Raw genomic sequence first — 24,658 nt, 5'->3', positions numbered from 1 at the left:
CGTGGCCCCATGACCGTGATCCGTCTGCTCATCGTCGACGACGACCCCCTCGTGCGCGCGGGGCTCACCTTCATGTTCGGCGCCGCCGACGACATCGAGATCGTCGGCGAGGCCGCCGACGGCAGCGAGGTCGCGGAGCGGGTGGACCGACTGCGCCCGGACGTCGTCCTCATGGACCTGCGCATGCCCACCCTGGACGGCCTGTCCGCCACCGAGGCGCTGCGCGCGCGGGCGGACGCCCCCGAGGTGATCGTCCTGACCACCTTCCACGCCGACGAGCAGGTACTGCGGGCGCTGCGCGCGGGAGCCGCCGGGTTCGTCCTCAAGGACACCGCTCCCGGCGAGATCGTCGAGGCGGTACGCCGCGTCGCGGCCGGCGCCCCGGTCCTCTCGCCCACCGTCACCCGGCAGCTCATCACCAGGGTCGCGGGCGACGACCCCGCCCTGGACCGGCGGGCACGCGCGCGCACGCGCATGGCCGAACTCGCCGAACGCGAACGCGAGGTGGCCGTCGAGGTCGGCCGCGGCAGGTCCAACGCGCAGATCGCCGCGGCCCTCTACATGAGCGTCCCCACCGTCAAGACGCACGTCTCGCGCATCATGGCCCGGCTCGACCTCAACAACCGCGTGCAGATCGCCCTGCTCGCCCACGACGCGGGCCTGCTGGACGGCGACTGAGCGGTGTCGGTGCCTCGGGGTAGGTTCACTGCGTGATGCGGGCGGAAGGTGGGGCGGGGATGGCGGGACCACGTCGGCGGACGGTGCGCGACCTGCGGCGCGGCAACCGGGCCATCGTGCTGAGCAAGCTGTACTTCGACGGGCCGCTCAGCAGACAGGAACTGGGCCCGCTGACGGCGCTCAGCTCGGGCTCCATCAGCAACGTGGTGGCGGAGCTCGTCGCCGACGGCCTCCTGGAGGAGGCGGGCTCGGTCGACTCCGACGGCGGCCGCCCCCGCACACTGCTCCGCGTCGCCCCCGGCAGCGGCCACCTCGTGGGCGTCGACGTCGGCGAGACCCGCGTGCGCGTCGAGCTGTTCGACCTCGCCCTCGGTGAACTCGCGCGCGTGGACGAGCCGTTGCCGCAGGCCACGCGGCACGGGCAGTGCGACGCCAAGGACGTCGTCCGGCTCATCACCGCGGGCCTGTCACGGGTGCTCACGGAGGCTGAGGTGGCGCCCCACTCCGTCCTCGGCGTCGGCATCGGCGTACCCGGCATCGTCGACGCCACCGGCGCGGGCGGCGCGGTGGTGCACGGCCAGACGATCGGCTGGGACGCGGTCCCCCTGGAAGCCATGCTCCGCGCGCCCGACGGCCTACCGCCCGAACTGCCCCCGAACCTCCCCCTGTTCCTCGACAACGGCGCCAAGACCCTCGGCCGCGCCGAGATGTGGTTCGGCGCGGGCCGCGGCGCCCGCAACGCGGTCATCGTGCTCATCGGCTCCGGCGTCGGCGCCTGCGTCATCGCCGACGGCCGGCCCTACCAGGGCGCGTCCAGCAGCGCGGGGGAGTGGGGCCACACCGTGCTGCGGGTCGGCGGGCGGACCTGCCGGTGCGGGGCGCGCGGCTGCCTGGAGGCGTACGTCGGCGCGGAGGCGCTCCTGGAGCGCTGGCGGGAGGCGGGCGGCGGGTGGGCTTCCGGCGACGAGGAGGGCGCCCTCGCCGAACTCCTCGCGGACCCGTCCACCGCCGAACTCCTCGACGAGACGGCCGAGTTCCTCGGTGCGGGCATCGCCGACCTGGTCAACCTCTTCAACCCCGAGCGCATCGTCGTGGGTGGCTGGGCCGGCCTCCTCCTCGGCCCCCGCCTCCTCCCCGCGATCCGCCGCTCCGCCGCCTCCTACGCCCTCCACCACCCCTTCACCCAAACCACGGTCGACCTGGGCCACCTCGGCCCCGACGCCGTCACCGTGGGCGCGGCGACCCTCCCCCTCGCCCAATTCCTCGAAACGGGCGGCCACCCAAGCCCCTCCGGCGCTTGAGGAGCGGGGCCCGGGGCAGCGCCCCGATCTTTTGAGTCCGCGGGATCCCGCGGACTCCATTCGGCGCGGCAATTCAAGCCCCTCCGGCGATTGAGGAGCGGGGTCCGGGGCAGCGCCCCGCGACGTCAGGAACGGGCCACCGCAACAGAAATCCCGGAACCTCCCCGGGACGGGAACGCCCCGCACACCCCACGAGTTGAACCCGACAAGGCCGAGGCCACCCGATGCCCCGGTGACGGGAGGCGCAACGACATGACCGGCACCGCCAACACCCCCACCATCGACCTCGCCGAATTCGCCGGCGACACCCCCACCTTCCACACCGACCCCTACGCGGTCTACGACCGCCTCCGCACCCAGGGCCCCGTCCACCACATCCGCACCCCCGGCCCCGGCCCCACCGAAGAACTCTGGCTGATCGTCGGCCACGAGGCGTCCCGCGCCGCCTTCACCGACCCCCGCTTCGTCAAAAGCCCTCCGTGGGGCCTGGACGAAGACCTCATCGGCCTGCACCTCCTCTTCGCCGACCCGCCGGAGCACGCCCGCCTCCGCTCCCTGGTCACACGGGAGTTCACGCCCCGCCGCGTCGCCGCCCTCGCCCCGCGCATCCAGAAACTCACGGACGAGCTGCTCGACGACATGGTGCCGCGCGGCAGCGCCGACCTGATCGGCGCCCTCGCCTTCCCGCTCCCGTTCGCGGTGATCTGCGAACTCCTCGGCGTGCCCGACATCGACCGCGAGCGGTTCCGCCGGATGTCCACGCAGGTCGTGGCGCCGACCAGCGCGGAGGAGTCGTACGACGTGCATGTGGAACTGGCGGGATTCCTCGACGAGTTGATCGAGCGCAAGCGGGACGCGGCCCCGGCCGACGACCTGCTGAGCGCACTGATCCGCACCACGGCCGAGGGCGGCGACCGCCTCTCGCCGAGCGAACTGCGCGCCATGGCGTACCTCCTCTTGATCGCCGGCCACGAGACGACCGTCAACCTCATCGGCAACGGCGTGCGCGCGCTGCTGCGGCACCCCGACCAACTCGCCGCGCTGCGCGCCGACATGGGCCTGCTGGACGGCGCGGTCGAGGAGATGCTGCGCTACGACGGCCCGATCGAGACGGCGACGCACCGGTTCACGTCGGAGGACGTCGAGATCGACGGCACGGTGATTCCGGCGGGGGAGCCGGTGCTGATCGGGATCGCCTCGGGCAGCCGCGATCCGAACCGGTTCGCGGAGCCGGACACGTTCGACATCCGGCGGGACGCGCGGGGCCACATGGCGTTCGGGCACGGGATCCACTTCTGCCTGGGGGCCCCGCTGGCCCGGCTGGAGGGCCGGATCGCGATCCGGTCGTTGCTGGAGAGGTGCCCGGGTCTGGAGCCGGCGGGGGAGCCGGGGGAGTGGCTGCCCGGGGTCCTGATCCGGGGGACGCGGAGTCTGCCGGTGCGGTGGTGAGGGCCGCCGGATGTGGTTGCGCTCGCGGGGCTCCGCCCCGGACCCCGCTCCTCAATCGCCGGAGGGGCTTGACAGTGGGACGCCCTCAGCCCCCGGCCACCTCGTCCAGGCGGACGACCCGGCGCTCGGCCCGCGAGATCTCGCACGCCTCCGCCACCCGCAGCGCCCGCAGGGCCTCCCGGCCGTCGCACGGGTTGTCCCGCTCGCCCCGGACGACGTCCACGAAGGCCTTCAGCTCGGCCTCGTACGCGGGGGCGAAGCGCTCCAGGAAGCCGGGCCACGGCTTGCTGGCGGCGGGCGGGCCCTCCGGTTCCGTGGACGCGATCGGCGTACGGTCGTCGAGCCCCACGACGACGGTGTCCCGCTCTCCGGACAGCTCCATACGGACGTCGTAGCCCGCGCCGTTGCACCGCGTGGAGGTGGCGGTGGCCAGCGTTCCGTCGTCGAGCGTCAGGAGCGCCGCCGCGGTGTCCACGTCCCCGGCCTCCCGGAACATGGCGGGCCCGGCGTCGGACCCGGTCGCGTACACCTCGACGACCTCGCGGCCGGTCACCCAGCGCACCATGTCGAAGTCGTGGATCAGGCAGTCCCGGTACAGGCCGCCGGAGAGCGGAAGGTACGCGGCGGGCGGCGGCGCCGGGTCCGAGGTCAGCGCCCGCACCGTGTGCACGCGGCCGAGCCTGCCCTCCCGCACGGCGGCCCGCGCCGCCGCGTACCCGGCGTCGAACCGGCGCTGGAAGCCGAGCTGGAGCACCGTGCCCGCGGCCTCGACCTCGGCGAGCGCGGCCAGCGTGCCCGGCAGGTCGAGGGCGATCGGCTTCTCGCAGAACACCGGGAGCCCGGCCCGTGCCGCGCGGCCGATCAGCTCGGCGTGGGCGGAGGTGGCGGCGGTGATGACGAGTGCGTCCACGCCCCACGTGAAGATCTCGTCGACGCTGGGGGCGGCCGTGGCGCCGATCCGGTCGGCGAGGGCGGTGGCCCTGGCGGGGTCCGCGTCGGTGACGAGGAGGGAGCCGACCTCGCGGTATCGCTCCAGGACGGCTGCGTGGGAGGTGCCGATGCGTCCCGTGCCGATGAGTCCGATGCGCATGGCACCCAAAGGTGCCGTGGGTCCGGGTGGGTGTCAATCGATTGTCCTGACATGGGCGTGCGCGCCACCCGCACGGGGCTCCGCCCCGGACCCCGCTCCTCGATCGCCGGAGGGGCTCGAAAGGTCGGGGCCGACGGGGCTTGTCCTGACAACCTGACCTTCGGACTTCCCGTCAACATCTCAGCGCCGCTACCCTCGGCCCGTGGCCAAACCCCTCGTCGATCCGACCGTCGCGCTCGAGCTCAGCGTCGACCGCAGCAGTCCGGTGCCGCTGTACTTTCAGCTGGCGCAGCAGCTGGAGGCGGCGATCGAGCGGGGGGCGCTGACGCCCGGGAGTCTGCTCGGCAATGAGATCGAGCTGGCGGGGCGGCTCGGGCTGTCCCGGCCCACCGTGCGGCAGGCCATCCAGTCGCTCGTCGACAAGGGGCTGCTCGTGCGCCGCCGCGGCGTCGGCACGCAGGTCGTGCACAGCCAGGTCAAGCGGCCCCTCGAACTGTCCAGCCTGTACGACGACCTGGAGGCCGCGGGGCAGCGGCCCGAGACCCGGGTCGTCGCCAACGCGCTCGTGCCCGCCTCCGCCGAAGCCGCCGCCGCGCTCGGCATCGGGGAGGGCGAGGAGGTGCACCGCGTCGAGCGGCTGCGGCTCGCGCACGGCGAGCCGGTCGCGTACCTCTGCAACCACCTGCCCACCGGACTGCTCGCCCTGGAGGACGAGCGGCTCACGGCGACCGGCCTGTACCGCCTGATGCGGGCCGCCGGCATCACCCTGCACAGCGCCCGCCAGTCCGTCGGCGCCCGCGCCGCCACCGCCGCCGAGGCCGAGCGGCTCGGGGAGCGGGAGGGCGCGCCGCTGCTCACCATGCAGCGCACGACGTACGACGACACGGGCCGCGCGGTCGAGTTCGGTTCGCACACCTACCGGGCGTCCCGCTACTCCTTCGAGTTCCAACTCCTCGTACGCTCCTGAGAGTTGCGCGTCCCCGGCGCGCCCTCGACGGGCGACCGGGCGTGGTCCGAATGTTCTGACAAATTCATTGACGCTGCCGTGGGACCCCGCTACAAACTCCTCCAGCCGCACCGGGCGGCCGGAGGAGAGGTGGCTCCACCATGCTCAGGACCCGCAAGGCCCGCACGGTCGCACGGGGCGCAGCCGTCGCGGCCGTGCTCGCGCTCGCCGCCGGATGCAGCGGCTCGGGCGGCAAGGACTCCGAGGACAAGGCCGGCGGCGGGGCGAGCGGCGGCGGCAAGGCCGTGAACACGCCCCGTATGAAAATCGCGATGGTGACGCACTCCGGGGAGGGCGACACCTTCTGGGACATCGTCCGCAAGGGCGCGCAGGCGGCCGCCGCCAAGGACAACGTGCAGTTCCTCTACTCCAACGACAAGGAGGCCAAGGGGCAGGCCGAGCTGGTGCAGGCCGCGATCGACAAGAAGGTCGACGGCCTCGTCGTCACGCTCGCGAAGCCCGAGGCCATGGAGTCGGTCCTCGGCAAGGCGAAGGCCGCGGGCATCCCGGTCGTGTCGATCAACTCGGGCTCGGAGTTCTCGGCGAAGTTCGGCGCCCTCAGCCACATCGGCCAGGAGGAGGGCGTGGCCGGCGAGGCGGTCGGCACCGAGCTGACGAAGCAGGGCAAGAAGAAGGTCCTGTGCGTCATCCACGAGCAGGGGAACGTCTCCCTGGAGCAGCGCTGCGACGGCGTCCGCAAGACCTTCGAGGGCAGCGTCGAGAACGTCAACGTGGAGGGCACCAACGCGCCGTCCTCGGAGGCCTCCATCGAGGCGAAGCTCCAGGCCGACAAGGACGTCGACGCGATCGTCGCGCTCGGCGCCCCCATCGCGGCGCTCGCCGTGAAGGCCAAGGACGGCGCGGGCAGCGAGGCCGAGATCGCCACGTTCGACCTGAACGCCGAGGTCGTGCGCCGTCTGAAGGCGAAGGAGGTCACCTTCGCCGTCGACCAGCAGCCGTACTTGCAGGGCTATCTGGCCGTGGACGAACTGTGGCTCTACAAGAGCAACGCGAACGTGCTGGGCGGCGGCAAGCCGGTCTTCACCGGGCCCGCTCTCGTCACCGAGAAGGACGTGCCGCGACTGGAGAAGTACACCGCGCGCGGTACCCGGTGAATGGATGCATGATCCCCGTGACCCATACTTGTGCGTTTGGGACCGTAATGGGGTCCTCATGGACCGGTTCACGGTCCGCCGGGATCGGTCCGCCGATCCCGGTCGATGACGCAGCAGACCAAGAAGGGCACGGCCTCGTGGCACGGTTTCGGACCTGGGTGAGCATCGCGGTTGCGGGGGCTCTCGGCCTCTCGCTCGCAGGGTGCAGCAGCACCGGCGGCAAGCGGGCGGAGGACGCCAGGAAGTCCCAGGCCGCCCAGGGGAAGGCGGCGGTGGACACCCCCCGCTGGACCTTCGCGATGATCACCCATTCGGGCGATGGCGACACCTTCTGGGACATCGTCCAGAACGGTGCCAAGCAGGCGGCGGTCAAGGACAACATCAACTTCCTCTACTCGCACAACGAGGAGGCGAACCAGCAGGCGCAGCTCGTCGACGCGGCCGTCGACAAGAAGGTCGACGGCATCATCGTCACGCTCGCCAAGCCGGACGCGATGAAGTCCGCCCTGGCCCGCGCCGAGAAGGCCGGCATCCCGGTCATCACGGTGAACTCGGGCTCCGAGATCTACGAGAAGTACGGCGCGATCACGCACATCGGCCAGGACGAGACCATCGCCGGCGAGGCCGTCGGCAAGGAGCTCAACAAGCGCGGCAAGAAAAAGGCCCTGTGCGTCCTGCACGAGCAGGGCAACGTCGGCCACGAGCAGCGCTGCGAGGGTGCGAAGAAGACCTTCGACGGCAAGATGACGAACCTCTACGTCGAGGGCACCAACATGCCCGACGTGCAGTCGTCCATCGGGGCCAAGCTCCAGTCCGACAAGTCCATCGACGCGGTCGTCACGCTCGGCGCCCCCTTCGCGGCCACCGCCGTGAAGGCCAAGGAGGACGCGGGCAGCAAGGCCGAGATCGACACGTTCGACCTCAACGACAAGGTCGCGCAGGGCCTCAAGGACGACGACCTCGGCTTCGCCGTCGACCAGCAGCCCTACCTCCAGGGCTACGAGGCCGTCGACCTGCTGTGGCTCTACCGGTACAACGCCAACGTGCTGGGCGGCGGTCAGCCGGTCCTCACCGGGCCGGAGATCGTCACCAAGGACCAGGCCGCGAAGCTCCAGGAATACGCGAAGCGGGGGACCCGATGAGTACGGCGACGACTCCGGAGAAGATCGACGAACGGCTCGTCACCACCTCGCCCTGGAAGAAGCTGCTCGGCCGCCCCGAACTGGGCTCGGTCATCGGCGCCGTCGCCGTCTTCGTCTTCTTCACGATCTTCGCGGACAGCTTCCTGCGCGCGACCAGCCTCTCGACCGTCCTCTACGCCTCCTCGACGCTCGGCATCATGGCCGTGCCCGTGGCGCTGCTGATGATCGGCGGCGAGTTCGACCTGTCGTCCGGCGTGATGGTGACGTCGTCGGCGCTGATCTCGTCGATGTTCAGCTACCAGATGACGGCGAACACCTGGGTCGGCGTCGGCGTCTCGCTGCTGGTCACCCTCGCCCTCGGCGTCTTCAACGGCGTCATGCTGACCCGCACCAAACTCCCCAGCTTCATCATCACGCTCGGCACGTTCCTGATGCTGACGGGCATGAACCTGGGCTTCACGAAGCTCATCAGCGGCACCGTCTCCACGAAGTCGATCGCCGACATGGAGGGGTTCGATTCGGCCAAGTCCGTCTTCGCCTCCACCTTCAGCATCGGCGGCGTCGACTTCAAGATCACGATCATCTGGTGGCTGGCCCTCGTCCTGATCGCGACCTGGATCCTGCTGCGCACCCGCGTCGGCAACTGGATCTTCGCGGTCGGCGGTGACCTGGGCGCGGCCCGCGCGGTCGGCGTCCCGGTCAACAAGACGAAGATCGGCCTCTACATGGGCGTCGCGTTCGGCGCCTGGATCTCCGGCCAGCACCTGCTGTTCAGCTACGACGTCGTGCAGTCCGGCGAGGGTGTCGGCAACGAGCTGATCTACATCGTCGCGGCCGTCATCGGCGGCTGTCTGATCACCGGCGGGTACGGCTCGGCGGTCGGTGCGGCCATCGGCGCGCTGATCTTCGGCATGACCAGCAAGGGCATCGTGTTCGCCGAGTGGAACTCGGACTGGTTCAAGTTCTTCCTGGGGGCGATGCTGCTCCTCGCGACCCTGCTCAACGCGTGGGTCCGCAAGCGCGCGGAGGCGAGCAAATGACGACGGATACGCGTACGCCGCTGGTGGAGCTGGACGGCGTCAGCAAGTTCTACGGCAACATCCGCGCGCTGGACGACGTCTCGCTCGTCGTCAACGCGGGCGAGATCTCCTGCGTGCTCGGCGACAACGGCGCGGGCAAGTCGACGTTGATCAAGATCATCGCGGGGCTGCACCAGCACGACGGCGGGCGCTTCGCGATCGAGGGCGAGGAGGCGCGCCTGGCCAACCCGCGCGACGCCCTGAACCGGGGCATCGCCACGGTCTACCAGGACCTCGCCGTGGTCCCGCTCATGCCGGTGTGGCGCAACTTCTTCCTCGGGTCCGAGCCCACGAAGGGGACAGGGCCCTTCAAGCGCCTCGACGTCGAGCTCATGCGGCGCACGACGCACGAGGAACTGGCCCGCATGGGCATCGACCTGCGCGACGTCGACCAGCCGATCGGCACGCTGTCCGGCGGTGAGCGCCAGTGCGTCGCCATCGCCCGCGCCGTCTACTTCGGCGCGAAGGTCCTCGTCCTGGACGAGCCGACGGCGGCGCTCGGCGTGAAGCAGTCCGGGGTGGTCCTGAAGTACGTGGCGGCGGCGCGTGACGCGGGTCTCGGCGTGGTCCTGATCACCCACAACCCGCACCACGCGTACCTGGTGGGGGACCGGTTCGTGCTGCTCAAGCGCGGTGCGATGTTCGGCAGCCACACCCGTGACGAGATCACGCTCGACGAGCTGACCCGGCAGATGGCGGGCGGCTCCGAACTGGACGACCTCCGTCACGAGCTGGAGCGGGCGCCTGTGCCGACGCATCTGGGCGGGCACACACCCGACGGCACCGAAAAGTAGCGGCCTCCCGCCCCGCGCGTACGCGTGCGCGTGCCGCCTTTCCCGGGCGGCCGCCGGTCGCGTCGGCGGTTGCGTTCGCGCAGTTCCCCGCGCCCCTTCCGGGGCGCGGGGAACTGCGCGAAGCGTGCGCCGGGTGGGTGGCACCCGGGGGAGGGCTCCGCCCGGGGTGGCGGAAAACCCGGTATGCGGCGGAGCCGATGCGTGAGGCAGAATCGCCGCAATGAGCACCTACCGCGACCTCGCCCACCGTGGCAGCGCACGGGCCACCGTCCTCAGGACGGTCGGCACCCGCGAGCGCCGCTCGCACACGACGGCCCCGCGTGTCCCCACCGTCGGCATCGACATCGGTGGCACGAAGGTGATGGCCGGCGTGGTCGACGCCGACGGCACCATCCTGGAGACCCTCCGCACGGAGACCCCGGACAAGTCGAAGAGCCCGAAGGTCGTCGAGGACACCATCACGGAGCTGGTGCTCGACCTCTCCGACCGCCACGACGTGCACGCCGTCGGCATCGGCGCGGCCGGCTGGGTCGACGCGGACCGCAACCGCGTCCTGTTCGCCCCCCACCTGTCGTGGCGCAACGAACCGCTGCGCGACCGCCTCGCCGGCCGCCTCGCGGTCCCCGTCCTCGTCGACAACGACGCCAACACCGCCGCCTGGGCGGAGTGGCGCTTCGGCGCCGGACGCGGCGAGGACCACCTCGTCATGATCACGCTGGGCACCGGCATCGGCGGCGCGATCCTTGAGGACGGCCAGGTCAAGCGCGGCAAGTTCGGCGTCGCCGGCGAGTTCGGCCACATGCAGGTCGTCCCCGGAGGGCACCGCTGCCCGTGCGGCAACCGCGGCTGCTGGGAGCAGTACAGCTCCGGCAACGCGCTGGTCCGCGAGGCCCGCGAACTCGCCGCGGCCGACTCCCCGGTCGCGTACAACATCATCGAGCGGGTGCAGGGGAGCATCCCCGACATCACGGGGCCGCTCATCACGCAGCTGGCCCGTGAGGGCGACGCCATGTGCGTCGAGCTGCTCCAGGACATCGGCCAGTGGCTGGGCGTCGGCATAGCGAACCTCGCGGCGGCCCTCGACCCGTCGTGCTTCGTCATCGGCGGCGGGGTGTCGGCCGCCGACGACCTGCTGATCGCGCCCGCCCGCGACGCGTTCAAGCGCCAGCTCACCGGCCGCGGCTACCGCCCCGAGGCCCGCATCGCCCGCGCCCAGCTCGGCCCCGAGGCCGGCATGGTCGGCGCCGCGGACCTGGCCCGCCTCGTCGCCCGCCGCTTCCGCCGCGCCAAGCGCCGCCGCGTGGAGCGCCACGAGCGGTACGAGCGCTACGCCCGCACGGGCAGGCCGACGCCCGCGCCCGCCGACGGCGCCGAGCAGGGCTAGGCGGGCCGGGCCGCAGATGCCGCAGAAAGTGACAGGAAAGCCAGCCATGACCGTGCCCCACCAGCCCCCGTCCGCGGGCGGGGAGCCGCGCCCGGCCGAGGCCCGCGGCCATGTGATCAAGCGCCGCGTCCTCACGCTCCTGACCATCGTGCTGCTCATCGGCATCCCCGCCGGATACCTGGTGATCTCCGCGGGCCAGAGCCGGGACAGCGGCAAGGACAAGGAGGCCAAGTACTCGGCGACCGGCCTGACCGTCGGCTGGCCCTCCAAGGTGCAGCGCCGCCTGTACCAGATCCCGATCCCGGCGCACTCCCGCAACGTCGCGTACTACGAGACGAACAACTACAAGGTCAGCCGCCTGTACGCGCAGTTCCTCACCAGCAACGAGGGCCTCGACGAGTTCCTGGAGAACGTCGACGCGGGCTACACGGTGGGCGACCTCGCGACGGACGACATGGCGATCAGCGAGCGCGACCGGAAGGTCGCCGGCTGGGACTTCACCGGACCCGGCCCCTGGTACGGCCTCACGCACGAGCAGGAGGACCCGTCCCCGACGCAGACCGTCGTGGTGAACCGCTCCAACCCCGACCACCCCATGATCTACGTGGTCTCCACCACACACCCCTGACCACCGGTCAATGTGTCCGGCCTCCACCTCGCCCCCACGCCCGGTCCACACCGGGAACCCGGGGTGAACACCTGGCGTCCACTCCGGGGACCCGCCACCAGCGCGCTCAGGCGCACTGGCTAGCGTGGCGGGTGTGAGTGACACGAAGACCCCGCGCCTGCAGTACCGATTCGACGGTCGTGAGGACGACGCCGCCCCGGTGCTCATCCTCGGCCCGTCGCTCGGCACGACGTGGCACATGTGGGACCGCCAGGTGCCCGAACTCGCCCAGCACTGGCGAGTGCTCCGCTTCGACCTGCCCGGTCACGGCGGCGCGCCCGCCCACCCGGCCGGTTCCGTCACGGAGCTCGCGGACCGTCTCCTCGCCACCCTCGACGACCTGGGCATCCAGCGCTTCGGCTACGCGGGCTGCTCGCTGGCCGGCGCGGTCGGCATGGAGCTGGCACTGCGCCACCCCGAGCGCGTCGCGTCGCTCGCGCTGATCGCCGCCTCGCCGCGCTTCGGCACGGCCGACGAGTTCCGCCAGCGCGGCGTCATCGTGCGCAGCAACGGCCTCGACCCCATCGCCCGCCAATCGCCCGAGCGCTGGTTCACGCACGGCTTCGCGGCCGCGCAGCCCGCGATCACGGACTGGGCGGTGCAGATGGTCCGTACGACGGACCCGGGCTGCTACATCGCCTCGTGCGAGGCGCTCGCCGCGTTCGACGTCCGTGAGGAGCTGGGCGAGGTCGGCGTCCCCACGCTCGTCCTCGTCGGCTCGGAGGACCAGGTCACCGGCCCCGCCGAGGCCCGCACGCTGGTCGCCGGCATACCGGACGCCCGGCTCGCGGTGGTGCCCGGCGCCTCCCACCTGGCCCCGGTCGAACAGCCGGCCGCCGTCACCGATCTCCTCGTACGGCACTTCACCACCGCCTGGCCGGCCGCGCACGAGAAGGCGCAGGCCGCCGTCCAGGCCGCCCCGGTCAAGCCGGTCATCGCGCCGCCGCCCCCGCAGGCCCCGCCGCGCGCCGAGATAACCGCCGCGCGGCAGCCCGAGGCCGCGACCCGCCCCGATCCGCACGACGCGGGTCTGAAGACGCGCCGCGAGGTGCTCGGCGACGCCCACGTGGACCGGGCGCTCGCCACGGCCGACGACTTCTCCGGGGACTTCCAGGAGTTCATCACGCGCTACGCGTGGGGCGAGATCTGGTCCCGTCCGGGGCTCGACCGCCGCACCCGCTCCTCGGTCACCCTCGCGACGCTGGTCGCGGGCGGCCACCTCGACGAGCTGGCGTTCCACACCCGCGCGGCCCTGCGCAACGGGCTCACGGCGGCGGAGATCAAGGAGATCCTGCTCCAGACCGCCGTCTACTGCGGCGTACCGGCCGCGAACTCGGCGTTCAAGGTCGCCCAGCAGGTGATCCGCGAGGAAACCACGCCCCAGGAGTGAGGTCCGGCCCCGACGGGCGCAGGATGGGACGTATGAAGCTGACGAAGAAGACCCACGCCTGCGTCCGCCTCGAAAAGGACGGGCAGACGCTCGTCATCGACCCGGGCGGGTTCTCCGAGGACGACGCGGCGGTCGGCGCCGACGCGATCCTCGTGACGCACGAGCACCCCGACCACTTCAACGAGGAACGACTGCGCGCCGGGCTGGAAGCCAGTCCCGGCGCGCACATCTGGACCCTGAAGTCGGTCGCCGACCAGCTCTCGGCGGCCTTCCCCGGCCGCGTCCACACGGTCGGGCACGGCGACACGTTCACGGCCGCCGGATTCGACGTCCAGGTGCACGGCGAGCTGCACGCCGTGATCCACCCCGACATCCCGCGCATCACCAACGTCGGCTACCTCGTCGACGGCGGCACGGTCTTCCACCCCGGCGACGCCCTCACCGTCCCCGACCAGCCGGTCGAGACGCTGATGCTGCCCGTCATGGCGCCCTGGAACAAGATCGCCGAGGTCATCGACTACGTACGGGAGGTCAAGCCGCGCCGGGCGTACGACATCCACGACGCGCTGCTCACGGACCTGGCCCGGCCGATCTACGACAACCAGATCGGCTCGCTCGGCGGCACCGAGCACCTGCGCCTCGCCCCGGGCGGCTCGGCGCAGGTCTGATCCCGGCTACGTGCCGAGCAGCTCGATGACCTCGTCCGTGGAGCCGATCTCCGCGAGGCGCGGGAAGATCTTGCCGAAGCTGTGCTCGTGGGACGCGGCGTCCGTGTCGGTCGTGGCGTCGTCGACCAGCAGCAGGTTGTAGCCCAGCTCCCACGCGGAGCGGGCGGTCGACTCGACGCCGATCGACGTCGAGATGCCGCAGAGCACGATCTGCGTGACGCCGCGGCGGCGCAGCTGGAGGTCCAGCTCGGTGCCGGTGAAGGCGCCCCAGTGCCGCTTCGTGATCACGATGTCGTCGCCGAGCGGGCCCAGCTCGTCGGAGAACTTCGAGAACTCGGGCGGCGGCGCCTGCGTCATGGCGCCCGCGTCGGCGCGGCCGGTGGGCAGATCCCCGCCGTCCTGCGACCAGGCGACCTTCACGCGCACGACCGGCAGGCCCTTGGCGCGGAAGGCGTCGGCCAGCCGGGCGCTGTTCTTCACGATGCCGTCGGCGGGGTGCACGGTCGGCAGGGCGACGATGCCGTCCTGGAGGTCGATGAGGACGAGGGCGGGGCGCTCGTCGAGGGGGGAGTTGATCGTCATGTTCGGCAGGCTAACTGTTTAGCAGGAAAACTTGCAAGGCAACCTGTTCATGTGAGGGCGCCGGTCCGGGAGCCGCCGCCGCGGGCCCGTTGTCGGACCCGCCCGGTAGGTTGTGGGACATGCGCATTGCTACCTGGAACGTGAACTCGATCACCGCGCGGCTGCCGCGCCTGCTGGCCTGGCTGGAGAGCAGCGGCACGGATGTGCTGTGCATCCAGGAGACCAAGTGCTCGGCCGAGCAGTTCCCCGCGGACGAGCTGCGGGAGCTGGGCTACGAGTCGGCGGTGAACGCGAACGGCAGGTGGAACGGGGTGGCGCTGCTCTCCCGCGTCGGCCTGGAGGACGTGGTCAAGGGCGTCCCCGGCGACCCCGGCTACGACGGGGCGGAGGAGCCGCGCGCCGTCTCCGCGACCTGCGGCCCGGTCCGCGTCTGGTCGGTGTACGTGCCGAACGGCCGGGAGGTCGACCACCCGCACTACGCGTACAAGCTCCAGTGGTTCGAGGCCCTCAAGGCGGCGGTCGCGGGCGACGCGGCGGGCTCCCGGCCCTTCGCGGTGATGGGCGACTACAACGTGGCGCCGACGGACGACGACGTCTGGGACATCTCCCTCTTCGACGGCGCGACGCACGTGACCCCGGCCGAGCGCGCGGCGCTCACGGCGCTGCGCGAGACGGGCCTGTCGGACGTCGTGCCGCGCCCCCTCAAGTACGACCACCCGTTCACGTACTGGGACTACCGCGCCCTCGGCTTCCCGAAGAACAAGGGCATGCGCATCGACCTGGTCTACGGGAACGCCGCGTTCGCCGGTGCGGTGAAGGACTCCTACGTGGACCGCGAGGAGCGCAAGGGCAAGGGCGCCTCCGACCACGCGCCGGTCGTGGTGGACCTCGACGTCTGAGCCCGAAGGGGCGTTGTCAGTGGTGGGCGCTAGCGTCAGCGCCCATGACGACCGAGACGAGCGGAACGACCGACCAAGCGGCCTACCTGCGCAGGACCCGGCTGGCCTACGACATCGCGGCCGGCTCCTACGCCGAGATCGTGCCCCCGCTGCACGGCCAAGACCCGTACGGCACCGCGATGCTGAACGCCTTCGCCGAGCAGGTCCGGCGCGAGCGCGACGCCGGACCCGTGGCCGACCTCGGCTGCGGCCCCGGCCATGTCACCGCGCAACTGCGGGACCTGGGCCTGGACGCCTTCGGCGTCGACCTCTCGCCGGGGATGGTCGCCGAGGCGCGCCGCGCCCACCCGGACCTGAGGTTCGAGGAGGGCTCGATGACGGCCCTCGAACTCGCCGACGACAGTCTCGGCGGCCTCGTCGCCTGGTACTCGACGGTGCACACCCCCGCCGAGGTGCTGCCCGTGATGTTCGCCGAGTTCCACCGCGTCCTGGCCCCCGGCGGCCGGGCCCTGGTCGCCTTCAAGGTCGGTGACCTGCTCCGCCACCTCGACCAGGCGTACGGTCACGACCTGGACCTGGACGTGTACTGGCGCTCCGAGGACGAGGTCGCCGGACACCTCGAAGGCGCCGGGCTCACGATCGAGGCGCGCCTCGTCCACGAGCCCGACGCGTTCTGGCGGGCGAACGGCCAGGGCCGCCAGGGCTTCCTGGTGGCCCAGAAGCCGAACACCCGCGCCGCGTAAGGCGGTTACGGCTCCAGGATCCGCAAGTCGATCGAATCCGCGAGCGCCTTGAGGCCCGGGTCGCCGGGGTGCAGATGGTCCCCGCTGTCATACGCGGGGAGCATCCGCGTCGGGTGCGCCGGATCGCGCAGCACGGCGTCGAAGTCGAGGAAGCCGTCGAAGCCCGAACCGGGGTCGCGCACGAAGGCGTTGACGGCCTCCCGCTGCTCATTGGCGGCCGGGGTGCACAGCGCCTCGCCCTCGCACGGGGTGATCGTCGCCCCGATCACCTTCAGGCCGCGCGCGTGCGCCCGCGCCACGATCTCCCGCAGCCCCGCCCGGACCTGCTCCGCGCTCGCGCCCCAGCGGACGTCGTTGACGCCCTGGAAGACGACGACGGTCCGCGCGGACGTCTGCGCGAACACGTCGCGGTCGAGTCGGTGCAGCGCGCTGACGCCGCCCGTGTCGGTGGAGACATCGTCACCCGGATAGCGGTCGGAGACGACCCGGTTGGCGGAGATGCCCTCGTTCAGGACGCCGTAGTGCGGCACCTCCGACTGCGCGAGGAGCCGCGTGGCGAGCACGTTCGGCCAGCGGTGGTTCGCGTCCAGCGTCGAGCGCACGCCGTCCGTGATGGAGTCGCCGAGCAGCACCACGGACCCCGGGCCGCCGCCGACGTCGACGCCGGTGAGCAGCGGCCAGTACGCGATCGACGAGGAGTACGCGGCGCCGTCCGGCTCCGTGGCGTGGTCGCCGGTCTCGCTCACGTAGCTGCGCTGTATGGCCTGGCTGTGCACGGGCGCCGCGGTGACCGGCTCCGGCAGGTGGAAGCTCACGAGCAGGTTCGCGTTCACCGGCACGTCGAAGTCGACCGGGTCGCTGAACGCCTGCCCGCCCGCCGGGAGTTGGGTGCCCGAGGAGCCCCGGAACGTCAGCGGCACCGGGTTGCCGCGCGCGTTCGCCCCCGACTCCTGCACCGCCACGGACGCGCTCCCGATCCGCACCGGTGTGGCCGCGAAGGTGTTCTCCAGGCGGATGCGCACCTTCGGCCCGCCCCGGCTGGTGTGCACGACGAGCCGCACCGTGCGGTCGACCCAGGGACCCACCGCCGTGTACCCGGCCGGGGACGCCGACCATGTGCCGGTCCATCCGTTCGTCGCCGCGCGCACGGACAGGTCGAAGACGTGCAGCGCGCCCCCGCTCGCCCTCGGCAGGTCGACGGAGGAGATCTGGCGTCCCGTGCGCACGGGGACGGTCACCACGTACAGCCGTGTCTTCTCGGTGAGTTGGCCGTCCGGCGTGTTCCGGTGCGGCAGCGCCACCGACTTCGTGGCGAGCGGCCCGGTGCGCCAGTCCGGCGCGGTGAGCGAGTACGTCGACCGGGAGCCGTCCGCGTACCGGACGACGCCGGAGCCGGTGGCGTCCCCGCCGGTTCCGGCGACCAGGAAGGCGAGCGCGTCGCCGCGGCCGGTCACCCGGACCCGCTGCCCGTCCGCCGTCACGTTGTCGCGCCCGGACCCCGCCGATTTCGGCCAGGTGAGCCGGGCCCGGTCGACGTGCAGGGCGCGGCCGGGGGTCCAGCCCGCCGCGTCGAGGTCCTGCGCGGACAGTGAGCCGCCCGCGCCGTCGAAGTCCGCCTCGCCGGGCGTCGCGTCGTCGCTGACGGCCCGGTTGTCGAAGAGCCGCTCCAGGGGGAGCGGCCCGGGTCTGCCGGGGGCGGCGTGGGCCGCCGTGACGGGGGTGACCCCGGCGCAGACGGCCAGGATGAACGCGGCTCCCCAAGTGCGTCGGCGCAAGGCCGGCTCCCTTCCGCTTGTGTGTCCGCTGTGCTGGTTGCGCCATGAAGCTAAGGACGGGGTGATGGCCCGTCAATGTGTCGCGGGGTAAACGGGGGAGAAAGGCCGGTGTCCGGTTCCTGAACTCCGCGGGCGCTCACCTCCGCGCGCCTGTGGTGCGGGCCGGGGCCGGAATGCCAGGCTGGGCGGTATGAAGATCCCTTTCGCGGCTCATTGGCGCAAGAAGCACGGTTCGGCCCACGGTGTCGCGGTGTTCCCGACCGGCGACGAGGGTGCCGAGGGCGAGACCGGTCTGGTCGAACTCCTCTCCGAATGCGAGCTGTTGCGCGCCCAGGCCGAGGACGCGGGGGTCGAACTCGACGAGTCGGTGGGGTCGTTGGAGGCCCTGGACCAGCTCGTGCCGAGCTGGCGGAGCGACGAGGACCAGCTGCACTGGCTGGGCAACGACGCGGGCCTCTACCTCGGTTCGGTCATGGTGCGCAACGTGGCGGGCGCCTCCTGGGTGATCTGGGACAACGGGCAGCCGGTGGTGCGCCTCGCGTCCGGCCGGGAGATCGACGTCGTCGAGGCGGGGCACGCGTGGGCGGCGAGCGGGGCCCCGGAACTCTCCCAGTTCTACGCGGAGGCGGCCGAGTCGTAGGCGGCCCGGCGGTGCCACACAGCTGAGCCTCAAATACGGTTAATGTCCATAAGTGCGTGTCGTCTGTTAAGTCCCATGTAAGCGTGGATAGTTTGCGCGGACAGATGCACAGCTGAAAGTGGGCAGGGACTGCCGATGGCCGTCGATCCGTTGATCGAGCTGCGTGACGTGAACAAGTACTACGGGAAGTTGCATGTCCTTCAGGACATCGACCTCACCGTCGGCAAGGGGGAGGTGGTGGTGGTCATCGGCCCTTCGGGGTCGGGCAAGTCGACACTCTGCCGGACGATCAACCGTCTGGAGACCATCGAGTCCGGCGCGATCAGACTCGACGGACAGCCGCTCCCCGAGGAGGGGAAGGCGCTCGCGCAGCTGAGGGCCGAAGTGGGCATGGTCTTCCAGTCGTTCAACCTCTTCGCGCACAAGACGGTGCTCCAGAACGTCTCGCTGGCCCAGGTCAAGGTCAGGAAGCGCAAGAAGGACGAGGCCGACAAGCGCTCCCGCGAACTCCTGGAGCGGGTCGGACTCGCCGCGCACGCCGAGAAGTTCCCCGCCCAGCTCTCCGGCGGACAGCAGCAGCGCGTGGCCATCGCCCGCGCCCTCGCCATGGACCCCAAGGCACTCCTCTTCGACGAGCCGACCTCGGCCCTCGACCCGGAGATGATCAACGAGGTCCTGGAGGTCATGCAGCAGCTCGCCCGCGACGGCATGACGATGGTCGTGGTCACCCACGAGATGGGCTTCGCCCGCACCGCCGCCGACCGCGTCGTCTTCATGGCGGACGGCAGGATCGTCGAGGACCGCACCCCCGAGGAGTTCTTCACCCACCCGGAGAGCGAGCGCGCCCGCGACTTCCTCTCCAAGATCCTGAAGCACTGACCGGGGGAGCGCGCCACCACATGATCGCCAAGTCGCTACGGCTGCTCGCCGCGCTGACGGTGACGGCCCTGGCCGCCACCGCCTGCGGCAAGGAGGGCAGCCCACCGGTCAAGGGCCCCTCGGCCGCCGAGCTGCCCCGGTACGACATCGCCAAGGACTTCTCACTGCCCGACTCCTCGACGTGGCAGCGGGCGCGCAAGCGCGGCCACTTCGTCGTCGGGGCCAAGGAGGACCAGCCCTACCTCGGCGAGAAGAACCCCGCGAACGGCACGTACACGGGCTTCGACATCGAGATCGCCAAGATGGTCTCCGCCTCCCTCGGCCTCGACCCGAAGAAGATCCGCTACAAGACCATCGCGTCGGCCAACCGCGAGACGGCCCTCCAGAACGGCCAGATCGACTACTACGTCGGCACGTACACGATCAACGACCTCCGCAAGAAGCTCGTCGGCTTCGCGGGCCCGTACTACATGGCCGGCCAGTCGCTGCTCGTGCGCGCCGACGAGGAGGACATCAAGGGCCCCGACGACCTCGCCGGCAAGCGGGTCTGCTCGGCGGCGGGCTCGACCCCGTACCAGCGGATCAAGGCCGACTACCCGAAGGCCGAACTCGTCGCGTACGACACGTACTCGATCTGCGTCGACAACCTGCTGACGTATCAGGTCGACGCGGTCACCACCGACGACGCGATCCTGCTCGGCTACGCGGCGAAGGTGCCCGAGGAGATGAAGCTGGTCGGCAAGCCGTTCTCCGAGGAGCCCTACGGCATCGGCGTCCCCAAGAAGGACACCGCGCTGCGGTTCGCCCTCGACGACGCGCTGGAGGCGCGGCAGAAGAACGGCGACTGGAAGAAGGCGTACGAGGCGACCCTCGGCCTGTCCGGCGTACCGGCCCCGAAACCGCCCGCCATCGACCGCTACCCGGCGAACTGAGGAGGCGTCACGTGAATGTCCTGACCGACAACCTCTCGCTGTACTGGAAGGGCTTCCTCGGCACCGTCGAGCTCACCGTCTTCGCGTCGATCCTGGCGCTCGTGCTCGGGTTCCTCATGGCCTCCTTCCGGGTCGCGCCCGTCGGCTCCTTCCGGGCCTTCGGCACCGCGTGGGTCACCGTGCTGCGCAACACCCCGCTGACCCTGCTGTTCTTCGCGGTGCTGCTGGGCCTGCCCCGCTTCGGCCTGGTGCTGCCCTTCACCGTCTTCGCGGTGATCGCGCTCGGCTGCTACACCTCGGCGTTCATCTGCGAGGCCCTGCGCTCCGGCATCAACACGGTGCCCAAGGGGCAGGGTGAGGCCGCCCGCAGCCTCGGCATGACGTTCGGGCAGACGCTGACCCACGTCATCCTGCCGCAGGCCTTCCGCTCCGTGATCCCGCCGATCGGCTCCACGCTCATCGCGCTCGCCAAGAACTCGGCGATCGCGGGCGCGTTCAGCGTCGTCGAACTGCTCGGCACGTACAAGACGCTCAGCGAGCTCGGCTACAACATCATCTGGACCTTCGTCTGGATCGCGATCGGCTACCTGATCATCACGCTCGCCATCAGCGCCCTGTTCAACCTCCTCGAGAAGCGCTGGGGGTTCGCCCGATGAAGGCCCTGCGTCACGACGCCACCGCCCTCTACGACATCCCGGGCCCGAGGACCGAGCGCCGCCACAAGCTGTACGGCGTTCTCTCCACGCTCGTCGTGCTCGCCCTGGTCGCCTGGATCCTGTACCTGCTGTTCGACACCGACCAGTTCACGTACACGAAGTGGATGCCGTTCGAGTACACGGGCATCCAGGAACTGCTGCTGCGCGGGCTCGGCAACACGCTCAAGGCCTTCGCCATGGCGGCCGTGCTGTCCCTCGTGCTCGGCACGGTCCTGGCCGTGGGGCGGCTCTCGGACCACAAGCCGGTGCGCTGGCTCGCGACGCTGTTCGTCGAGTTCTTCCGCGCCATGCCGGTCCTCGTGATGATCTTCTTCATCTACGTGGCCCTGAAGATGGAGCCGCTGGCCGCGCTCGTCGCCGGCCTGACGCTCTACAACGGCTCCGTGCTCGCCGAGGTGTTCCGATCGGGCATCAACTCGGTGGAGCGCGGGCAGCGCGAGGCGGCGTACGCGCTGGGCATGCGCAAGACGCAGGTCATGACGCATGTGCTCGTCCCTCAGGCGGTGCGGGCCATGCTGCCCGCCATCATCAGCCAGTTGGTGGTGGCCCTGAAGGACACGTCGCTCGGGTATCTCATCACCTACGAGGAGTTCCTCCACGCCGGAAAACTGATCGCGTCCAACCTCGACTACGATTTGCCCTTCATCCCTGTGGTGATGGTGATCTCGCCGATCTACATCGGGATGTGCATGGTGCTGTCCTGGTTCGCCCAGTGGGTGGCCAAGCGCCAGCGGCGCAACCCCAAGACGGAGGCGGCCGATGTCGCCCCGGCCGAGCCAGGAACGCTGCTGCCAGGTACGCAGTAGCCGAATCGAAAGCATCGGCCCGTCCCCGCCCAGCGGCAGCCGGAGATCACTGCTCCACGAAGTTCGTGTGTTCGTGGGGAAGAAGGTCAGCTGCAGCGTGCCGGTCGGGACGTGCCTGCTTGCCGAGGATGAGCGGGCCCTCGTCGCATTCGTACGCGACGAGGGTGCCGCTCTCCTTGGTTCTCCGCCCTTCCCGGGCCCTCAGTCCTTCTTCGCGCGGTGCGCCGCCCGGCCGCCATTGGCCGGCGCCGACGGCAGCGGCGCCTGGGCCGCCCGCGTGACGTCGGAGACCACCTCGACGACGTCGGGCCCGTACGCCCCCGAGTTCACGACCTTCAGCAGCAGGACGAACGAGGTGTTGCCGTGCTTGCGCGCCAGGCGCTCGTGGTGCCGGGCGAGATAGCGGGTCGCGGCCTGGTTGGTGATGGGCAACTGCCCGCAGAACAGGAACACCGGCCGCGCCTCGGGATTGGCGGGACCGGCGGTCAGACGGGCCAGGAGCACGTACTCGGTTCTGCCCGGCTCCAGACGGTAGCGCTCGGAACCGATCTGGAACGAGCCGCGGTCCGGACCCGGCTCGGGGTCGGTGTTCACGCGGACGCCGGGCAGCAGACTGACCATGTGCGCGGCCATGCGTCTGTTGGAGGCGGGCCCGCCCACGCAGAACTCCGTACGCTCCCCGAAGCCCTGCTGCGCCGTGTCGTGGGCGACGACCTGGGCGTGCGCGTTGCAGTCCTTGATGAGCGCGGAGAGTTCGAGGAGGGCGAAGACGTCGTGGCGCTTCACCGTCAGCTCGGGGCCGCCCGCGTCGCGGTTCACCACCAGCAGCGACTCGGAGTTGTCGGGCAGCCCGAAGAAGCCCTGCTTGCGGCGCAGCCTGCGCTTCCACAGGTAGGTGCGGGCAAGCCAGCCCAGCGAGGCGCTGATGCCCGCCGCGATCAGGCCGAGGACGATGTTGCGCACGTCTTCAGTCATGGGGGCGCACTCTAGCGGTCTGTTCGACACGGGTTCGAGGGGGTCCTGACGGGGCGGGCCCGTCAAGTTACGCTGCGCTGACGGCTGTTGACTGGAGGTACTGATGAGACGTTCAGTTGTGCGGAAACTGTCGGTCTTCGCTGCTCTGGGCAGCATGGTGGCGGTAGGCGCCGCCGCACCCCCTTCGTCCGCGTCCGCCCCCGGCATGGGCCCCGGTCCGGGCAAGTCCCCGGTCGCCGTCGGCTCCGGCGGCGCCGTGGCGAGCGTCGACGCGGACGCGTCCGCGGCCGGTATCGAGGTGCTGCGGCGCGGGGGCAACGCGGTGGACGCCGCCGTCGCCACGGCCGCCGCCCTCGGGGTGACCGAGCCGTACTCGTCCGGGGTGGGCGGGGGCGGCTACTTCGTCTACTACGACGCCAAGACCCGCACGGTGCACACCATCGACGGCCGCGAGACGGCGCCGCTGACGGCCGGGACCGACCTCTTCCTGGAGAACGGAAAACCGCTCGCCTTCAACGACGCGGCCACCAGCGGGCTGAGCGTGGGCACGCCGGGTACGCCGGCCACCTGGCAGTCGGCGCTGGACGAATGGGGAAGCCGCGGGCTCGGCTCCGTCCTGAAGCCCGCGACGAAGCTCGCGCGCGAGGGATTCGTCGTCGACGACACGTTCCGCTCGCAGACCGCGTCGAACGAGACCAGGTTCCGCAACTTCCCCGACACGGCGGAGCTGTTCCTGCCGGGCGGGAAGCTGCCGGTGGTCGGATCGACGTTCAAGAACCCCGATCTGGCGCGCACGTACGAGGAGTTGGGGCGCAAGGGGGTGGGGGCGCTGTACCGGGGCGGCATCGGGCGCGATGTCGTGAGGACGGTCAACGACCCGCCCGTGGACCCGGCTTCGGGCTACCACGCGCGGCCGGGGGAGCTGTCGGCGAAGGACCTGGCGGCGTACGGCACCAAGTTCCAGGCGCCGACCCGGACGTCGTACCGGGGGCTCGGGGTCTACTCGATGGCGCCGTCCTCGTCGGGCGGCACGACGGTGGGCGAGGCCCTCAACATCCTGGAGCACACCGACCTGTCCAAGGCGTCCGACGTCCGGTACCTGCACCGGTTCATCGAGGCGAGCCGGATCGCGTTCGCCGACCGGGGGCGCTGGGTGGGCGACCCGGCGTTCGAGGACGTGCCGACGAAGGGGCTGCTGTCGCAGCGGTTCGCGGACTCGCGGGAGTGCCTCATCAAGGACGACGCGGTGCTGACCAGTCCGGTGGCGCCGGGGGACCCGCGGCATCCCGGGAAGTGCGGTGCGGCCGGGGACAAGGCGGCGCCGACGACGTACGAGGGTGAGAACACGACGCACCTCACGGCGGCGGACAAGTGGGGCAACGTCGTCGCCTACACCCTCACCATCGAGTCCACCGGGGGCAGCGGGATCACCGTGCCGGGGCGCGGGTTCCTGCTCAACAACGAACTGACCGACTTCTCGTTCGCGCCCGCGAGTGCGGGCGTGCACGATCCGAACCTGCCGGGGCCCGGGAAGCGGCCCCGGTCGTCGATCTCGCCGACGATCGTGCTCGACAAGGCGGGCAGGCCGGTGGTGGCGGTCGGGTCGCCGGGCGGTGCGACGATCATCACCACGGTGTTGCAGACGCTGACGGGCTTCCTCGACCGGGGGCTGCCGCTGGTCGACGCGATCGCGGCGCCGCGGGTGAGTCAGCGCAATGCGGCGCAGACGGAGATGGAGCCGGGGCTGTACGGGAGTGCGGTCCGCGGGAAGTTGGAGGCGATCGGTCACTCGTTCAAGGAGAATCCGGAGATCGGGGCGGCGACGGGTGTGCAGAGGTTGTCGGGTGGGGAGTGGGTGGCGGCGGCCGAGAGGGTGCGGCGGGGCGGGGGCTCGGCCATGGTGGTGAACCCCAGCCGGTAGCTCTCGGCCCCCTTCCCCCTACGCCTC

General features: G+C 71.2%; 24 protein-coding genes. 20 read left to right on the top strand and 4 right to left on the bottom strand.

Features of this window, described 5'->3' with window-relative positions:
- Positions 1-9 precede the first annotated feature (9 nt).
- The 3 genes from ACYBSK_RS26630 (at position 10) to ACYBSK_RS26620 (ending at position 3,428) form a co-directional block, all read left to right on the top strand.
- Entirely contained in the window at positions 10-678 is a 669-nt protein-coding gene (locus ACYBSK_RS26630; protein WP_457479761.1) for a response regulator, read from the top strand.
- A 59-nt stretch (positions 679-737) separates the two neighbouring features.
- Positions 738-1,979, top strand: a complete 1,242-nt coding sequence (locus ACYBSK_RS26625; RefSeq protein WP_460243619.1) for an ROK family protein — start codon at positions 738-740, stop codon at positions 1,977-1,979.
- A 252-nt stretch (positions 1,980-2,231) separates the two neighbouring features.
- Entirely contained in the window at positions 2,232-3,428 is a 1,197-nt protein-coding gene (locus tag ACYBSK_RS26620) for a cytochrome P450 family protein (RefSeq protein WP_457479759.1), read from the top strand.
- An 85-nt stretch (positions 3,429-3,513) separates the two neighbouring features.
- Here the strand turns inward: ACYBSK_RS26620 and ACYBSK_RS26615 are convergent, their stop codons facing one another.
- Positions 3,514-4,518 carry a Gfo/Idh/MocA family protein gene (locus ACYBSK_RS26615; RefSeq protein WP_457479758.1) on the bottom strand — a complete coding sequence of 335 codons (1,005 nt, stop codon included), beginning with the start codon at positions 4,516-4,518 and terminating at the stop codon, positions 3,514-3,516.
- 202 nt (positions 4,519-4,720) lie between these two features.
- Here ACYBSK_RS26615 and ACYBSK_RS26610 point away from each other — a divergent pair, with 202 nt between their 5' ends.
- The 9 genes from ACYBSK_RS26610 to ACYBSK_RS26570 all read left to right on the top strand — a co-directional run bounded on the left by ACYBSK_RS26610 (position 4,721) and on the right by ACYBSK_RS26570 (position 13,763).
- Positions 4,721-5,485, top strand: a complete 765-nt coding sequence (locus ACYBSK_RS26610) for a GntR family transcriptional regulator (RefSeq protein WP_457479757.1) — start codon at positions 4,721-4,723, stop codon at positions 5,483-5,485.
- A gap of 140 nt (positions 5,486-5,625) precedes the next feature.
- Complete coding sequence (locus ACYBSK_RS26605) at positions 5,626-6,639, top strand: sugar ABC transporter substrate-binding protein (RefSeq protein ID WP_460243618.1); 1,014 nt, start codon at positions 5,626-5,628, stop codon at positions 6,637-6,639.
- Positions 6,640-6,776: 137 nt separating this feature from the next.
- Complete coding sequence (locus tag ACYBSK_RS26600; RefSeq protein WP_460243617.1) at positions 6,777-7,781, top strand: sugar ABC transporter substrate-binding protein; 1,005 nt, start codon at positions 6,777-6,779, stop codon at positions 7,779-7,781.
- Entirely contained in the window at positions 7,778-8,821 is a 1,044-nt protein-coding gene (locus tag ACYBSK_RS26595; protein ID WP_457479754.1) for an ABC transporter permease, read from the top strand. Before ACYBSK_RS26600 ends, ACYBSK_RS26595 begins: the two co-directional genes overlap by 4 nt.
- Entirely contained in the window at positions 8,818-9,654 is an 837-nt protein-coding gene (locus ACYBSK_RS26590) for an ATP-binding cassette domain-containing protein (RefSeq protein ID WP_457479753.1), read from the top strand. Before ACYBSK_RS26595 ends, ACYBSK_RS26590 begins: the two co-directional genes overlap by 4 nt.
- 220 nt (positions 9,655-9,874) lie before the next feature.
- On the top strand, positions 9,875-11,038 hold the full coding sequence (locus ACYBSK_RS26585) for an ROK family glucokinase (RefSeq protein ID WP_457479752.1): 1,164 nt from the start codon (positions 9,875-9,877) through the stop codon (positions 11,036-11,038).
- 46 nt (positions 11,039-11,084) lie between these two features.
- Positions 11,085-11,666, top strand: coding sequence for a sugar kinase (locus ACYBSK_RS26580; RefSeq protein ID WP_460243616.1), 582 nt, complete (start codon positions 11,085-11,087; stop codon positions 11,664-11,666).
- Between the two features lie 133 nt (positions 11,667-11,799).
- Positions 11,800-13,095, top strand: coding sequence for a bifunctional 3-oxoadipate enol-lactonase/4-carboxymuconolactone decarboxylase PcaDC (gene pcaDC, locus ACYBSK_RS26575; protein WP_457479750.1), 1,296 nt, complete (start codon positions 11,800-11,802; stop codon positions 13,093-13,095).
- 32 nt (positions 13,096-13,127) lie between these two features.
- Complete coding sequence (locus tag ACYBSK_RS26570; protein WP_457479749.1) at positions 13,128-13,763, top strand: MBL fold metallo-hydrolase; 636 nt, start codon at positions 13,128-13,130, stop codon at positions 13,761-13,763.
- A gap of 6 nt (positions 13,764-13,769) precedes the next feature.
- On the opposite strand, the gene ACYBSK_RS26565 is transcribed toward ACYBSK_RS26570, so the two are convergent.
- Positions 13,770-14,345 carry a hydrolase gene (locus ACYBSK_RS26565; protein WP_460243615.1) on the bottom strand — a complete coding sequence of 192 codons (576 nt, stop codon included), beginning with the start codon at positions 14,343-14,345 and terminating at the stop codon, positions 13,770-13,772.
- 119 nt (positions 14,346-14,464) lie between these two features.
- Here ACYBSK_RS26565 and ACYBSK_RS26560 point away from each other — a divergent pair, with 119 nt between their 5' ends.
- Positions 14,465-15,244, top strand: coding sequence for an exodeoxyribonuclease III (locus ACYBSK_RS26560; protein ID WP_460243614.1), 780 nt, complete (start codon positions 14,465-14,467; stop codon positions 15,242-15,244).
- Positions 15,245-15,288: 44 nt separating this feature from the next.
- Complete coding sequence (locus tag ACYBSK_RS26555) at positions 15,289-15,987, top strand: class I SAM-dependent methyltransferase (protein ID WP_460243613.1); 699 nt, start codon at positions 15,289-15,291, stop codon at positions 15,985-15,987.
- A gap of 5 nt (positions 15,988-15,992) precedes the next feature.
- Here the strand turns inward: ACYBSK_RS26555 and ACYBSK_RS26550 are convergent, their stop codons facing one another.
- On the bottom strand, positions 15,993-17,762 hold the full coding sequence (locus tag ACYBSK_RS26550) for an SGNH/GDSL hydrolase family protein (RefSeq protein WP_460243612.1): 1,770 nt from the start codon (positions 17,760-17,762) through the stop codon (positions 15,993-15,995).
- A 190-nt stretch (positions 17,763-17,952) separates the two neighbouring features.
- On the opposite strand from ACYBSK_RS26550, the gene ACYBSK_RS26545 reads away from it, so the two are divergent.
- From ACYBSK_RS26545 to ACYBSK_RS26525, 5 genes are all read left to right on the top strand, one after another.
- Complete coding sequence (locus tag ACYBSK_RS26545) at positions 17,953-18,402, top strand: DUF6278 family protein (RefSeq protein ID WP_460243611.1); 450 nt, start codon at positions 17,953-17,955, stop codon at positions 18,400-18,402.
- Positions 18,403-18,537: 135 nt separating this feature from the next.
- Positions 18,538-19,281, top strand: coding sequence for an amino acid ABC transporter ATP-binding protein (locus ACYBSK_RS26540; RefSeq protein ID WP_457479743.1), 744 nt, complete (start codon positions 18,538-18,540; stop codon positions 19,279-19,281).
- 20 nt (positions 19,282-19,301) lie between these two features.
- Entirely contained in the window at positions 19,302-20,213 is a 912-nt protein-coding gene (locus tag ACYBSK_RS26535) for a glutamate ABC transporter substrate-binding protein (RefSeq protein ID WP_457479742.1), read from the top strand.
- A gap of 11 nt (positions 20,214-20,224) precedes the next feature.
- Complete coding sequence (locus ACYBSK_RS26530; protein ID WP_457479741.1) at positions 20,225-20,869, top strand: amino acid ABC transporter permease; 645 nt, start codon at positions 20,225-20,227, stop codon at positions 20,867-20,869.
- Positions 20,866-21,735: an amino acid ABC transporter permease gene (locus ACYBSK_RS26525; protein ID WP_457479740.1), complete on the top strand. Its 870-nt coding sequence runs from the start codon at positions 20,866-20,868 to the stop codon at positions 21,733-21,735. Before ACYBSK_RS26530 ends, ACYBSK_RS26525 begins: the two co-directional genes overlap by 4 nt.
- Before the next feature lie 201 nt (positions 21,736-21,936).
- Here ACYBSK_RS26525 and ACYBSK_RS26520 read toward each other — a convergent pair whose 3' ends face one another.
- The gene (locus ACYBSK_RS26520) at positions 21,937-22,710 is read right to left on the bottom strand and encodes a hypothetical protein (RefSeq protein ID WP_460243610.1); all 774 of its coding nucleotides are present in this window, start codon (positions 22,708-22,710) and stop codon (positions 21,937-21,939) included.
- A 103-nt stretch (positions 22,711-22,813) separates the two neighbouring features.
- On the opposite strand from ACYBSK_RS26520, the gene ggt reads away from it, so the two are divergent.
- Positions 22,814-24,631 carry a gamma-glutamyltransferase gene (gene ggt / locus ACYBSK_RS26515; protein ID WP_460243609.1) on the top strand — a complete coding sequence of 606 codons (1,818 nt, stop codon included), beginning with the start codon at positions 22,814-22,816 and terminating at the stop codon, positions 24,629-24,631.
- Positions 24,632-24,658 lie beyond the last annotated feature (27 nt).

The organism is Streptomyces sp. BYX5S, assembly GCF_054724165.1.
Note: the sequence above shows the minus strand (reverse complement) of the source record. Positions and strands in the feature narration are given on the sequence as shown.

Coding starts and splice junctions, on each gene's coding strand:
- ACYBSK_RS26630 (WP_457479761.1), top strand. CDS start 10: ATGACCGTGATCCGTCTGCTCATCGTCGACGACGACCCCCTCGTGCGC.
- ACYBSK_RS26625 (WP_460243619.1), top strand. CDS start 738: ATGGCGGGACCACGTCGGCGGACGGTGCGCGACCTGCGGCGCGGCAAC.
- ACYBSK_RS26620 (WP_457479759.1), top strand. CDS start 2,232: ATGACCGGCACCGCCAACACCCCCACCATCGACCTCGCCGAATTCGCC.
- ACYBSK_RS26615 (WP_457479758.1), bottom strand. CDS start 4,518: ATGCGCATCGGACTCATCGGCACGGGACGCATCGGCACCTCCCACGCA.
- ACYBSK_RS26605 (WP_460243618.1), top strand. CDS start 5,626: ATGCTCAGGACCCGCAAGGCCCGCACGGTCGCACGGGGCGCAGCCGTC.
- ACYBSK_RS26595 (WP_457479754.1), top strand. CDS start 7,778: ATGAGTACGGCGACGACTCCGGAGAAGATCGACGAACGGCTCGTCACC.
- ACYBSK_RS26590 (WP_457479753.1), top strand. CDS start 8,818: ATGACGACGGATACGCGTACGCCGCTGGTGGAGCTGGACGGCGTCAGC.
- ACYBSK_RS26585 (WP_457479752.1), top strand. CDS start 9,875: ATGAGCACCTACCGCGACCTCGCCCACCGTGGCAGCGCACGGGCCACC.
- ACYBSK_RS26580 (WP_460243616.1), top strand. CDS start 11,085: ATGACCGTGCCCCACCAGCCCCCGTCCGCGGGCGGGGAGCCGCGCCCG.
- ACYBSK_RS26570 (WP_457479749.1), top strand. CDS start 13,128: ATGAAGCTGACGAAGAAGACCCACGCCTGCGTCCGCCTCGAAAAGGAC.
- ACYBSK_RS26565 (WP_460243615.1), bottom strand. CDS start 14,345: ATGACGATCAACTCCCCCCTCGACGAGCGCCCCGCCCTCGTCCTCATC.
- ACYBSK_RS26560 (WP_460243614.1), top strand. CDS start 14,465: ATGCGCATTGCTACCTGGAACGTGAACTCGATCACCGCGCGGCTGCCG.
- ACYBSK_RS26555 (WP_460243613.1), top strand. CDS start 15,289: ATGACGACCGAGACGAGCGGAACGACCGACCAAGCGGCCTACCTGCGC.
- ACYBSK_RS26545 (WP_460243611.1), top strand. CDS start 17,953: ATGAAGATCCCTTTCGCGGCTCATTGGCGCAAGAAGCACGGTTCGGCC.
- ACYBSK_RS26540 (WP_457479743.1), top strand. CDS start 18,538: ATGGCCGTCGATCCGTTGATCGAGCTGCGTGACGTGAACAAGTACTAC.
- ACYBSK_RS26535 (WP_457479742.1), top strand. CDS start 19,302: ATGATCGCCAAGTCGCTACGGCTGCTCGCCGCGCTGACGGTGACGGCC.
- ACYBSK_RS26525 (WP_457479740.1), top strand. CDS start 20,866: ATGAAGGCCCTGCGTCACGACGCCACCGCCCTCTACGACATCCCGGGC.
- ACYBSK_RS26520 (WP_460243610.1), bottom strand. CDS start 22,710: ATGACTGAAGACGTGCGCAACATCGTCCTCGGCCTGATCGCGGCGGGC.
- ggt (WP_460243609.1), top strand. CDS start 22,814: ATGAGACGTTCAGTTGTGCGGAAACTGTCGGTCTTCGCTGCTCTGGGC.